Genomic DNA, 13,582 nt, shown 5'->3' with positions numbered 1-13,582 from the left:
TGTAAAGTAAAAAGGTTAGGGGAATCATTTTATGGAAATGGTAAATTTCATTGAATTAAAGCATTTTTCAGATGAATATTCAGAAAAACTAAATCATTTTGAACTCCCTGAAGAACAAGGCCTATTTACTGCCTTGCCCAACAATTTTACTGAAGTAACAAAAGGACAGCATCGTATCGTCATTTTAAGTGATGATGAACCTGTGGGTTTCTTTTTACTGCATTCAACAGATCGCGTAAATGAATATTCGACTAATCCGAATGCCATGTTGCTGACTGCATTATCAGTTGATCATGCTAAGCAGGGAAAGGGCTATGCAAAACAAGGTATGCTCCTACTGGCCGAGTTTGTTAAATCAGAATTTCCTAATTGTGATGAAATTGTATTAGCTGTTAATCATAAGAACATCCCCGCACAAAAACTATATGTAAAGGTTGGATTTCAAGATACTGGTATGAGAAGGGCCGGAATGATTGGCGAACAATACATTATGAAAATGACCATTTAATTCATATTTATCTGTTTGATGGTAAAGAGAAATTTTGATTAATTACTTTTTTCGATATATATCTGCAGAAAAGTAATGGATATCCGTTACAGCCAGTATATATTTATGCCTTTTTTGAAAATAAATGTTTTAACCTGTCCTATCCGGGTATACAAATACTGTAAGACATTCTCACCAAAGGAGATGATGTGCACGTTGAGTACAATCAGAAGCCCATGGAACAAAGAGAATGATGGAGCGGTGTTTAGTCCAGGTGATCAGCGTTAGAGTTAATTGAAAAATTAGTTGATAATCAAGAAGGGAATTACAAGTCTTCTCACCCAAGGAGGATACTAATTATGAGTATTTACAGCCTATGGAATCCAGAGAATGATGAAGCAATTTTCAGTCCGGGTGATCATAAGCCATTCAGTAGGCTTACACCATTAGATTCGGATAAACACACAACAGACAAAACACTTGAATATGATATACACGGCACCGTACTGAATGAGATTTAATTGAAGTAGCGGCATAATGAAAAGGATGGAGCATTCGCCCCATCCTTTTCTGCATTTATTTGTTCATTCAAATAAATTTTGCGACTTCATTCAACGGCAATCTTGTTGTCTGGAAAGAAGGTCCTGCCGACTTTCCTATCGCTATTAAGACAATAGGAACATAACGTTCAGGCACATCGAACTTTTCAATGAACTGCTGCTTGTTAAATCCACCCATTGTAACGGTGTCATAGCCCTTGGACTTAGCAATCAACATAAGCTGCATCGAAACGAGCCCTGCATCAAAGTTAGCAATGCTTTCTCGAGTTTCCTTAGGAGCATGAGGGTACGTGTTCATTGTATTACTAACCATACGCTCACGTGTTGCCTGATCCATAAATCCAGCTGCCACATTCATGCCATAAATTTTGTCTACGTTTTTATACATTTCAGTATCCCCTAATACGGCAATGACAGCAGAGGATGTTTCAACAGATTCTTGATTATTGGCTATCTGGCGTAATTCCTTTTTTGTATTCTGATCCTCGATAACGATAAAGCGCCAAGCTTGGAGATTACTTGAAGAAGGAGCTTGGGTAGCTTCATCTAATATATTTTCAATTTCTTTTTTTGAAATTTTATATGTTGGATCATATTTTCTTACAGAATGACGTTCTTTTATAATCGTGGATAAGTTTTGATCGGTTGGTAAATTCACAGTGGTGCCTCCTTAGGTTAGAAACTAACTTACTTAATTAGTATAAATTACAATTAGTAAGCAAAAACATCAAGAATATTGCCTGCGAAATAATTGTCCGAAACTTTCTGTCAAAAAATTAAGAGCCCCTCAACTATATGCCTATGGCAAACAGTTGAAGGGCTCCTTTCTTTTATTTATCAAATTTCAGTTTGGCCAAAGCGTCCGCCAAGGCAGTATTTATCGGCTCTTCTTTATTTTGCTTTTTCATATAATTGGAGACTTCATTTTTTGATACTTTTTGATTCTTGTTTTGCCCTCTTCGTTTATTGTAAGAAGAAAGTTTTTCGTGAAAACCACATTTACAGGTGAATGTCTGCGCCTCTCCTTGACCGCGCATTTCCATCTTTTTGTGACACTGTGGACATCTGGCATTTGTTACACGTGAAACGCCTTTTTTGTAGCCACATTCGCGGTCTTGACAGACAAGCATTTTCCCCTTTTTACTATTTACTTCGAGCATCAGCTTGCCGCAATCCGGACATTTGGTACCAGACACATTATCATGCTTGAATTTTTGGTTACTATTTTTGATTTCTTGAACGATATTTTTGGCATAGGTACGCATATCGCCGATGAAAGCTTGTTTTGGCAGCTTTCCTTTTGCGATGGCCGTTAGCTTTTGTTCCCATTGTGCTGTTAATGCCGGAGAGCGTAGGTCCTCAGGAGCCAACTCGAGGAGTTGTTTCCCTTTCGAAGTAACATGAAGACCCTTCCCTCTCTTTTCAATCAGGAAACTGTTGAACAATTTTTCAATAACATCAGCCCGAGTCGCAACGGTACCAATCCCGCCTGTTTCCCCTAAAGTCCTGATGAGTTCTTTACTTTCCCCAGCCATGAACCGAGCAGGATTTTCCATTGCTGAAAGTAGGGATCCTTCATTGAATGGTTCAGGTGGTTTTGTTTCTCCATCCGTTTGTTTCACCGTCGAAATAACTAAATTGTCACCTTTTTGAACGGTCGGAAGCAGTTGCTCAGCAAGGCCATCCTTAGCCTCTTCCTCATCAAAGGAATGATCATAGACTTCCTTCCAGCCTGATTTCAAGACGACCTTTCCTTTAGCTATAAACGTTTCTTGCCCTATTTTTGCATTGATGGTCGTTTGTTCATATTCAAACGGCGGCATTAATACAGCCAGGAATCTTTTGACAACCAAGTCATATATTTTTGATTCTTTGTCGCTCAGTTTTCCTGGAAGTGGGGTTTGCTCAGTCGGAATGATTGCATGATGATCTGAAACCTTGCTATCGTCCACAAACGATTTATTTGCTTTAATTGGACCACGTAATATTTTAGATGCATACGGGGCATATGGTTTGATGCTGACAGCCTGTAATCTTTCTTTTAGCGTATCCACCAAATCCGTTGATAAGAAGCGTGAATCCGTCCTTGGGTAAGTCAGGACCTTATGGCTTTCATATAAGCGCTGCATGATCGATAACGTTTCTTTCGCCGAATAACCGAATTTCTTATTCGCATCTCGCTGAAGTTCTGTTAAATCATATAAAGAAGGAGCAAAGCTTTTCTTATGGGCTTTGTTCACTTCCACCACTTCCGCCTTTTTGTCTTTCACATCAGCAAGAACCTTTTCTGCCTTCGCTTTATCAAATGTGCGGATATCTTTTGATTGCGCATCCTGCCAGACAAGTCGCAACTTGGACTCTGCTGTTGCTGAAATACCATAATATTTCTTTGGCTGGAATTGTTTGATTTCCTCTTCTCTTTTGGCAATCATCGCGAGTGTCGGTGTTTGAACCCGACCGCAGGATAGCTGGGCATTGTGCTTGGTTGTGAGCGCCCGTGTTGCATTCATACCGACTATCCAATCTGCTTCCGCTCGAGCTACCGCAGAGGCAAATAGGTTTTCATACTCTTTTCCCTCTTTCAGCTTTTTAAAGCCATCTTTAATAGCTTTATCCGTTACAGAGGAGATCCAAAGCCGCTTGATGGGCTTCTTCACATTCGCTTTTTCCAGAATCCAACGCGCTACGAGCTCTCCTTCACGACCTGCATCAGTTGCAATGATGACATCCTTGACATCATTCCGGTTCAATTGCGTTTTAACCGATTGAAATTGTTTGCCTGATTGTTTGATCACCACTAATTTTAAGGAAGGAGGCAGCATAGGCAGGTCCTCAAGACGCCACGTTTTATATTTTTCATCATAAGTTTCCGGATCGGCATGGGTCACCAAATGACCGAGTGCCCAAGTAACGATATACTGATCGCCTTCAAAAAAACCATTACCCTTTCTTCCGCAATTCAGCACTTTTGCTATATCTCTTCCGACCGATGGTTTCTCGGCCAGTACGACTGTTTTACTCATAATAACATCCTTTCCCATTTAAACTGCTTCGCTCATTATCTCATATAATTTATGCAGGAGCGATAAAGTACAAAGACATAACACGCAAAAAACATGATTCTCAATGCTGGATTTCATGTTCATAATTAAAAAATAATAATTCCTCAATCACTGTTTGCCTGAAGATGTGTAACCCATTATTCGATTGGTCAAGAGTCAGTAGTTATAAGCCAATCTTTAAAAGTTTCGAACATGATCCTCCCACTAATTCCGTTTAATAGAGGGCTCATATGTAAATAAGATTAGATAGCAATCTAGTACAGATTTTAGTATGATGAAACGTAGAGATTTTTTCAAATTAATTGGGAGGTTCAATATAAATGAGCTTACTTTCTATAGATAAATTAGCGCACAGCTTTGGCGATCGTACCTTATTCAAGGATGTTTCCTTCCGTCTAATGGCTGGCGAGCATGTAGGTCTAGTTGGGGCAAATGGTGTTGGGAAGTCAACAATGATGAATATCATTACAGGACAACTGATTCACGATGAAGGACGTGTTGAGTGGACACCTGGTGTCGAATATGGCTATCTTGATCAACATACGATTCTTTCAAAAGGTAAATCGATTCGCGACGTCTTAAGGGATGCGTACTTACCATTATTTGAGCAAGAAAAAGCATTGAATGAAGTAACAGAGAAAATGGGGACAGCTACTCCTGAAGAACTTGAAGAACTTTTAGAACAAATGGGTGAAATCCAGGACAAGCTTGAAGCTGGTGGTTTTTACAACCTAGATATTAAAATTGAAGAGGCAGCACGCGGTTTGGGATTAGATGCAATCGGATTGGACCGTGACGTTTCTGCCCTAAGCGGTGGACAACGGACAAAAGTTTTACTAGCCAAGTTACTTTTAGAACAACCTGAAGTACTTCTCCTTGATGAACCGACGAACTACTTGGATGTAGAGCATATCCGCTGGTTGAGCAGCTATTTAAAGGAATATCCTAATGCATTCTTATTAATTTCGCATGATACCGAGTTCATGAACGGGGTCGTCGACGTCATTTTCCATCTTGAATTTTCAAAATTGACCCGTTACACGGCAACTTATGAAAAATTCCTGGAGCTTGCTGAATTGAATAAAAATCAGCACATCAATGCATATGAAAAACAACGTGAATTCATTAAAAAGCAGGAAGATTTCATTGCTAAAAATAAAGCCCGCTACTCAACGACCGGTCGGGCAAAGAGTCGTCAAAAGCAATTGAACCGCATGGAACGCATCGATCGTCCGGAGACTGCAATGAAACCGACTTTTGACTTCAAAGAATCACGTGCAAGCAGCCGTTATGTATTTGAAGGAGAGGATTTGGAAATTGGCTACGACCGTCCATTGCTTCCAAAGCTATCGATGACCATCGAACGAGGGGAAAAAATTGCCGTAGTTGGCTGTAACGGAGTAGGGAAATCTACGCTGTTAAAAACGATTCTTGGTAAAATTGATCCTCTAAGCGGAAAAAGATCCCTTGGCGATTTCCTTTTCTCTTCTTATTTTGAGCAAGAAGTGAAAGCAGGCAACACGACACCAATCGATGAAGTGTGGAATGCATTCCCACATCTCGATCAACCGCAGGTACGCGCCATCCTTGCTCGAGTTGGCTTGAAAAACGAGCACATTACACGTCCAATGAGCCACTTAAGTGGTGGTGAACAATCGAAGGTACGCTTGTGTAAGCTCATGCTTACAGAAAGTAACTGGCTGCTTTTTGATGAACCGACCAACCATTTGGATGTTGTCGCGAAAGAAGAACTAAAACGTGCGTTAAAAGAGTATAAAGGTACGATTGTCCTCGTCTGTCATGAACCTGATTTCTATGAAGATTGGATTACAAAAGTATGGGATGTAGAAGAATGGTCGAACCAAAATTAAATTTTTTAGAGGGTGTCCGCTTAATGCGGCGCCCTCTTTATTATGGGAATTTTCATATAAGGGGCATCTTAAATCTAAAAAAGCTGACTGAACGAGGTTCCTTAATTCCCCCTTCAGTCAGCTTTTTAATTTACTGTTTATCTACAATTTTACACTCGTTCCGCTACCAAGGTATATGTTTTTGGAAGACCGATATCGTGGATCTTATGGTTTGGTTCTTCCTCAAGTACTTTGATAACAAGCCCTGATTGACCTACTGCCGTTATAAGTTCTCCTATTGTCCATTTACGCTGAACAACTTTTGAAAGGCTCTCTTTTTCTTCATCCGGCATATGCTTGGAAAAAGCGACCTCGTTGTTTTCAATTGCTGGAGCAAAATAGTTGCCTGCCACCTTATGTTTTTTACCATTAGAGGTAATGAGTTTTGTTGAAATAGGGTGGAATTCATGTAAAACGAATCGTCCACCTGGCTTTAAAATCATTTTTATTTTCTCTAGTAATGGTTGAAGATCAATTAGGTAGTGAAGCACACCCAGCTCCATTAAAACCAAATCCTGATTCTCAGATACATGTTCAGATGATAATGACAGCACATCCGAGATGATATACTCTATGGAAACATCCGCCTCTTTTGCCAATTCCTTTGCAAAAGTCGCGTTTTCCTGAGAAAAATCAACTACCTTGACATTGGCCCCTATAATGGCCAGGGCAACAGCTTTAACGCCATTTGACCCCATTAAATGAGTGATTTTTTTACCCGTTACATCTCCCATATATTTATAAAATGGATGCAGTCTCCATTTGGGATTTTGTCTGATTTTAGATGCCAGTTCCTCGGGTTTTCCGTAACGATTGACAAGCGCTAAATAATTATTCTGGTTCCATGCCTGTTCATTTTCAGCTGTGAACCCCTGCTGCTTGGCAGATAAGAAGGCATGAATTTCAGCGCTGTACTTCTTCATCTCCTCGTCGTATAAATAACTGTACAACGACCGGCACCAAATCTCCATTTCTCCAATCTTTATAGACAATCGATAAGGATCTGTTTTAATAGTCATGTTAAACAAACAGCGAACTGTGACTGAAACCCCATCAACCTCCATTAGAAAAGAGGAAGACTCCGGATTTTTTTCTGGCTGCGTAAGGACGAATTCAGAAAAAAGCTCAAAAGCCTCATTAAAGACATCCCATTGCACATCAATGGTGATGTTCTTGTACCCGTCCTCATCAACCTCCACTCCTTGCACAAACAGAGCAGATTGACCTGTGTATTGGTAAGGAATGTTAGATTTATTCAACATTTTCCCTATTAACGTAATTGTATGAAAATAACTTGCTTTCATATTAACCTCCTAATCATTAAAAGAAAGTAACAATTATTCTTCTATAGCCAATTTCAAACCAGTGCTCGTTATAGTTATCAGCTGTTCATCCTGACGATCAATGCCATAGACGAGTAAAGTAACAAGCATATATATTGCCCTGAACCGGGCCAAGCTCTCCATTTCCTTATCGATGTCACCATAAATCTCAAAAAATACTTGGCGTGCTTCTTTTGGAAAATAGCTGTATAAAAAGGAAAAATCAATGGCTGGATTTCCGATATGAACATCTCCCCAATCAATAATCCCAGCGAGAACACCTTTTTTATCGAGTAAAACGTTCCGGATATGAATGTCTCCATGAACGAGTGAGATTGGATGATGTACATTCAATGGTTTGAGATTTTCAAAAAAAGCCTTAACCACATATGCCTGCTCAGAGTAACCTAGTTTTAATAGAGTTGAGACATTTTCCATTAGGATTTTCTGTCGAAAGGATATATCTAGCCTCATCATTTCATCAGGCTTCACGCCTAGTTGCTTCGCTTTTTCCACAGGAAAGCTATGAAGTTCTTTTAAAAAATGGGCGAATCTTTTTGCTGATATAATCTTATTTTCATCTGATTCTTTCACAGGCAAGTATCCCTTTACCATTTTATAACCTGTAAAGGGATATGGATAAATGCTACTTGGTTTACCAAAAAAAATCGGTTCAGGGATAGCAAGCGGAAAGTTACTTGCTATCGAGGGCAGAAGTTGATTTTCCACTTGGATTAACGTGACTGCAATGGGGCGTCGAGGGAAACGGAATACATATTGCTCATTAAGTTGAATGACCGTGTTATCAAACCCCTCGCCAAGTTGGTTTATCTCTTTCAACTCAATCTCTGGAAACTGCAACCTGATTAATTTCTCTGCTAACTCTAAGGAAACTGGATATTCTGCCAACCAAGGCTTTTCCACTTCCACCGCCTCCTTTTACCTGTTTCTTCCTCTATTAGAAGAGCTCCCAGATCCGCCTCTCCTATTACTTGGCCCTTGGGTATTTCCCCCTTTTGCTCCCTGGCGTTCTCCACGGGTATTATCGCGCTTCGGTCCACGGCTGTCTTCTGGACGTCCTCCCCTTGGATTCTCACGTTTTGGGCCGCGACTGTTTTCCGTACGTCCACCGCGTGGATTCTCACGTTTCAGTCCACGACTATTTTCCATACGACCTCCGCGTGGTTTCTCTAGCTCTATTTCACGGTTATCTGCTTGATTAGCAGAACGGTGACTTCCTCGATTAGGCCCTCTTGTATCTATACGCTCTCTATGGCGTCGACCTCCTCCTGTACGTGGGCGACGCGTTCCCTCTTCTGAAGAACCTTCATAACGCTTCTTTTTATGACCCACCTCATCAGGTTGGAACATTTTGACGCCTTCAATTGTTCTTCGTTCAATTTTCATGGAAATTCCTTTTTCGATATCACTTAACAGCTGCAAGTCCTTAGTGGCAATAAAGGTTACGGCTAAACCATTCTCACCCGCTCGTCCTGTACGACCAATTCGGTGAATATAGCTTTCCGCATCCTCTGGGACATCATAGTTAAATACATGGGTCACTCCTTCTACATCCAGCCCCCGTGCAGCAACGTCCGTTGCCACTAAATATTGGAGCTTTGCATCCCTGAAGTTTTTCATAACACGTTCTCTTTTTGCCTGTGAAAGGTCCCCATGAAGTTCCTCAGAATTAAAGCCAGCGGACTTTAGTGCATCATTCAAGACTGAAACACGGCGTTTTGTGCGGCAAAAAATAATGGCCAGATAAGGCTGTTCTTCTTTTATGATGGTAATTAGCGAAGACTGTTTGGCACGATCTGTCGTCTCAATAACAAGTTGGCGGATTTGTTCGACTGTAACTTGCTCAGCCTTTACTGCCGCAGTTAATGGTTTATTCATGTAGCGTTTAGCCAGCTGATGAACTTGTTCAGGCATTGTGGCGGAAAAGAGCAATGTCTGCCGTTCCTCTGGAAGCTGCCCCATAATCTCTTCTACTTCCGGTAAAAAGCCAATATGAAGCATCTGATCAGCTTCATCCAGAACGAGTGTCTGTGTTTGCGATAAATCAATGGTACCTCTGCGTAAATGATCTAAAAGCCGGCCTGGCGTGGCAACCACGACAGAAATATTTCGTGTCAACTTTTTCATTTGCTGTTCTACATCCTGTCCACCATATACAGCAAGTACCTGCAGCTCCTCAATTTCATTAGCAAACTTTTTCAGTTCCGCTGTGATTTGCAAAGCTAATTCTCTAGTTGGGGTAACAATTAGCGATTGGATGTGGGGTGCAGCCGGATCGACTTTTTCTAAAATCGGCAACAAAAACGCCAAGGTCTTCCCAGTCCCTGTTTGTGCCTTCGCGATGACGTCCCTTCCCGCAAGAATATCTGGTATGGATTTCTCCTGGATAGGTGTCGGGTTAGAAATTCCTATTTGTTTTAATATCGTGTTAATCGCCGGGCTAACGCCCAAGTCGATGAAATTTGTCATATATAAACCTACTCTCTAAATTTGTTATTCCCCTGTTTTTTCCATTAAAAAACTCGTAAGTCACCTTTAGGAACGTTGCTTTAAGGGGAAATTCCTTAATCTAAGCTATTTGTTAGTATATCATTATCTAATTTCGAGAAAACCTGTCACTGTAAATTTTTCATGCTATTGTACTTTAGTTGTTTTTCTAATATAATTTATTAGATTTTATTATCAAATAAATTATACTACCGAGCTACTTACTTGAAAAAAGGGTAAGCACCTCCTCCTTGTAATGATTAGTACAAGGATTTTTTGTATATAAAAAAGGAGTAACCGCATGTTTAAATTAAAAGAACGGAATTCAAATATTAAGACGGAAGTACTTGCGGGGCTTACAACCTTTTTAACATTAGCTTATATCATAGTTGTAAACCCAATGATTCTTTCTGATGCTGGGGTCCCTTTTGACCAGGCCTTCACAGCAACCATCATTGCAATCATAGTAGGTACTCTTTGCATGGCTCTTTTAGCCAATTATCCAATTGTCATAGCACCAGCGATGGGACTGAATGCCTATTTTGCGTACTCAGTGCTAGGCACCCATAATATCTCATACACAGTTGCCTTTTCGGCAGTCTTTGTTACAGGGATTATCTTTATCCTTTTATCACTTACCTCTTTCCGTTCAAAATTGATCGAAGCCATCCCCAATAATTTGAAGCATGCAATCAGTGCTGGAATCGGACTATTCATTACCTTTATTGGACTTCGTTTGTCAGGCGTTGTTACAAGTCATGAATCCAATTTAGTTACTCTCGGAAGCTTTAGAGACCCTAGTGTGGCACTTACATTAGTTGGTTTGGTAATAACGATTGTGTTAATTGTACGTAATGTGCAGGGAGCAATATTCATCGGAATGATCGTCACAGCCATTATCGCCTTCTTTACCGGACAGTTAAAAATTGATGGCTTTGTTTCGACACCGTCATTACCTGAGGGAATAATCGTCGCCAATCCAATCACATCCATTGCAGATGTCATTAACTACGGGCTATATGGAGTTGTCTTCTCAATCTTACTTGTCATGCTATTTGATACAACCGGAGCGTTACTTGGTATTGTACGTCAAGCTGGATTGCTGAAAAATGGGAAGCTTGAGAAATCCGGGAGTGCCTTCTTTGCAGACTCCATTGGTACAACTGTTGGTGCCATGTTCGGTACAAGCCCTACCGCGGCCTCAGTTGAGTCTTCTGCTGGCGTAGGTGCTGGCGGTAAAACAGGATTAACAGCTCTTGTCGTTGCCATTCTTTTCTTAATAACCGCTTTTTTCAGCCCCCTTATCGGAGCTGTCTCAAATGTAGCGGCAATCACGGCACCAAGCCTAATTATTGTAGGAAGCATGATGATTAAAAGCATTAACGAAATTGACTGGACGCATTTTGATGAATCTTTCCCAGCTTTTTTGGTCATTGTCGCAATGCCGTTAACATCAAGTATCGCCAATGGGATAGCACTTGGATTCATCGCTTATCCAATTTTAAAAATTGCTAGAGGAAAGTTCCGGGAAGTGCACCCGTTAGTGTACATGTTTGCAATTCTATTCCTCTATCAATTAATTTTCCTAGCTTAATTCATTCAAGAGGGGCCCTAAGGTCACTCTTTTTTGAAATTCCCCGTTAATAAAAAAGAAGGGTATCCAACTTGTTGTCAGATACCCTTCTACATATTTATTGATTCATTTGATCAAGAAAATCACCAAGAAGATCATCAAGGTTTTCCTCTTCAGGTTCTGGTTCCTCCACTTGTTGTGTGGTTTCATTCAAACTCCAATCAAAGTCATCCAAATCTTTCTTAGATATTTCCTCCTGCACCACTTCAGTATCCTGTTCTTTGGGCTCATCCTGCAAATAAATCTCCTCATTAATTACATTACTGTTCAATGAGGCTAGCAAGGCTGTCGCGCGTAAAGGATCGGATAAAAGATGGTACATAATCGTTCCAAGCATAGCTTCTGAGTGGGAATGCTTGAGCCAGTCACGCTGAGATTTGCTAAGCTTGTTCGGCATGGGTAGAGCAATCATTTCCCGTTCCTGATGAGTGGATTGTCCGATTCCATCGAGAACATACTCGGCAATTTTACTGGAAAAATTCCTTCTTTCTGTTTCCTTCAATTTCTGCAGCTGTCTTAACGTATAATCTGATACATCTGAAGGGATACGAAAAGTGATGGCTTGTCCTCTTTTGATTTCAGAAGAAGCTGTTTTTTTCATTCTCTCACCTATTTAACAGCACCTGATCTTTGTTCTTTCTTCTTTTGCTGGGATTGATGTTGTTCCTTTGAATTCCGGCGATTAAAATCCGAAATCAATTTATAATAGGCGTTGGCCATCATCCAAACGCTTTCCCGTTCATCTTCAAAAAAGTCTATATTGTAGCCATCAAAATTTTGATTTAGCGTTTTCAGATAATCTTTCAAGACAATCGATCCTCCGCCGACAAAATAGCAGATTTCCGTTTGCGAGTTTTTCTGCCATACGTTACGTAGGTGACGGTATTGCTTTTTCGCTAGTTCTCCTAAAATCCGGTCGATGATATCATGGACGCTTGTCCGGCTCCCACGAACCATAATATGATTACGGTCGTTTTTCTTCGTGATGATTTCAACGACATCACGTCTGCTATCCAACTCGACACCGTGTTTTTTTCTGATTTCTTCACGAATAGATTCAAGAGCCTCAGCTACTCCAAGATTGAATCCTTGCGCCTTATCATCGTCAACTTTACGGTTTTTAATGACCGCGATATCTGTCGATAGTCCTCCAATATCTTGAATGAGAATTCTTCTATCTATTAATTCACGGTTAATGATATTCAAATCATTATCCATGACTAAATTAATATATGCGGCGAAGCCCTCTGGATAGACTTTCACTTCATCAAATTTAAGATTAACCTTCATACCTTGGTATTTGGGTGTAATTAAAAATTCTACTTGGTGAACGGAACCCAGTAACTTCGAACGGTATCCAACATCTTTCCCTTCCTTAACTTCCCGAAGAGGAAGACCCGTGCCCAGCGTATAATTCGCTTCGACAACGTTATTTACTTTTTTGAACTTATCATTGTTCCCTTGCTTGGCAGCATCCAATGCAAGAGCCGCAAAAAGCATTACTAATGTTTGGTCTTCCTCTGATTTACTGCTCCCCAAATCTAATTCTGTTGGGTTATCACTTTTTGTCGCTAAATTTCCGACACGATAAATGGCATTATTGTCTTGCAGGGCTGGTGAATGGACTCTAATATGTATCCCTTCCAATGGGTTTTTTTCATCGAGTTCTTCGATTCCTATGACCGGCCGATCTTCAATGTCTTTTGCAATGACATTTGGTATATATAATTCAGACTCTAGCTTTCCAAAAATAGCTTTAATTGCATCATTTCCTACGTCTACTGCTGCGATTCTAGAACTCATCTAAAAAAACATCCCCTTTTTAAAAAAAATTTAGGTGGAACACTCTATTAAGCATAGAAAAGGTTTCTATAATAGTCAATCCATCATAAGTTGTAGCTTTATTTGTCGAATTGTATTCATTTTCGTGTACATTAGGAACAAATATGTACACACATTATATATAGCCATGTGTACTCATTTGTAAACACGTTTACTTCTTTGTGTACAAACCGTCTACTTTTGTCTACTTGTATACAAAAGTGTAATCAAATAGAAAAACTAACTTTTAAAAATCTTTTTCTTATAAAAGCAAGCGTA

General features: G+C 40.1%; 11 protein-coding genes. 4 read left to right on the top strand and 7 right to left on the bottom strand.

The window, feature by feature from the left end:
- The first annotated feature begins 31 nt into the window (after positions 1-31).
- Complete coding sequence (locus ACQKMR_RS09230; RefSeq protein WP_427697029.1) at positions 32-508, top strand: GNAT family N-acetyltransferase; 477 nt, start codon at positions 32-34, stop codon at positions 506-508.
- Positions 509-846: 338 nt separating this feature from the next.
- Positions 847-1,008, top strand: coding sequence for a hypothetical protein (locus ACQKMR_RS09225; RefSeq protein WP_427697028.1), 162 nt, complete (start codon positions 847-849; stop codon positions 1,006-1,008).
- Positions 1,009-1,075: 67 nt separating this feature from the next.
- Here the strand turns inward: ACQKMR_RS09225 and ACQKMR_RS09220 are convergent, their stop codons facing one another.
- A complete protein-coding gene (locus ACQKMR_RS09220; RefSeq protein WP_427697027.1) occupies positions 1,076-1,705 on the bottom strand; it encodes a nitroreductase family protein in 630 nt (209 codons plus the stop codon).
- A 172-nt stretch (positions 1,706-1,877) separates the two neighbouring features.
- A complete protein-coding gene (locus ACQKMR_RS09215) occupies positions 1,878-4,070 on the bottom strand; it encodes a DNA topoisomerase III (RefSeq protein ID WP_427697026.1) in 2,193 nt (730 codons plus the stop codon).
- A 359-nt stretch (positions 4,071-4,429) separates the two neighbouring features.
- On the opposite strand from ACQKMR_RS09215, the gene ACQKMR_RS09210 reads away from it, so the two are divergent.
- Positions 4,430-5,980, top strand: a complete 1,551-nt coding sequence (locus tag ACQKMR_RS09210; RefSeq protein ID WP_427697025.1) for an ABC-F family ATP-binding cassette domain-containing protein — start codon at positions 4,430-4,432, stop codon at positions 5,978-5,980.
- A gap of 149 nt (positions 5,981-6,129) precedes the next feature.
- On the opposite strand, the gene ACQKMR_RS09205 is transcribed toward ACQKMR_RS09210, so the two are convergent.
- Genes ACQKMR_RS09205 through ACQKMR_RS09195 form a run of 3 tightly spaced genes read right to left on the bottom strand, consistent with a single transcriptional unit; the run spans position 6,130 to position 9,831 of the window.
- Positions 6,130-7,323 carry a class I SAM-dependent methyltransferase gene (locus ACQKMR_RS09205; RefSeq protein ID WP_427697024.1) on the bottom strand — a complete coding sequence of 398 codons (1,194 nt, stop codon included), beginning with the start codon at positions 7,321-7,323 and terminating at the stop codon, positions 6,130-6,132.
- Between the two features lie 33 nt (positions 7,324-7,356).
- On the bottom strand, positions 7,357-8,265 hold the full coding sequence (locus ACQKMR_RS09200) for a phosphotransferase (RefSeq protein WP_427697023.1): 909 nt from the start codon (positions 8,263-8,265) through the stop codon (positions 7,357-7,359).
- Positions 8,266-8,280: 15 nt separating this feature from the next.
- Positions 8,281-9,831, bottom strand: a complete 1,551-nt coding sequence (locus tag ACQKMR_RS09195; protein WP_427697022.1) for a DEAD/DEAH box helicase — start codon at positions 9,829-9,831, stop codon at positions 8,281-8,283.
- 319 nt (positions 9,832-10,150) lie between these two features.
- Here ACQKMR_RS09195 and ACQKMR_RS09190 point away from each other — a divergent pair, with 319 nt between their 5' ends.
- Positions 10,151-11,443 (top strand): NCS2 family permease, encoded by a 1,293-nt coding sequence (locus tag ACQKMR_RS09190; protein ID WP_427697021.1) that lies wholly within the window; start codon positions 10,151-10,153, stop codon positions 11,441-11,443.
- A gap of 97 nt (positions 11,444-11,540) precedes the next feature.
- On the opposite strand, the gene ACQKMR_RS09185 is transcribed toward ACQKMR_RS09190, so the two are convergent.
- Together ACQKMR_RS09185 and ACQKMR_RS09180 are read right to left on the bottom strand one after the other, a co-directional pair.
- Positions 11,541-12,083, bottom strand: coding sequence for a hypothetical protein (locus tag ACQKMR_RS09185; protein WP_427697020.1), 543 nt, complete (start codon positions 12,081-12,083; stop codon positions 11,541-11,543).
- A gap of 8 nt (positions 12,084-12,091) precedes the next feature.
- A complete protein-coding gene (locus ACQKMR_RS09180; RefSeq protein WP_427697019.1) occupies positions 12,092-13,285 on the bottom strand; it encodes a ParM/StbA family protein in 1,194 nt (397 codons plus the stop codon).
- Between the last annotated feature and the right edge of the window lie 297 nt (positions 13,286-13,582).

Source organism: Peribacillus sp. NPDC096540, assembly GCF_050278525.1.
In the GTDB taxonomy this organism is placed as follows: domain Bacteria; phylum Bacillota; class Bacilli; order Bacillales; family DSM-1321; genus Peribacillus.
Note: the sequence above shows the minus strand (reverse complement) of the source record. Positions and strands in the feature narration are given on the sequence as shown.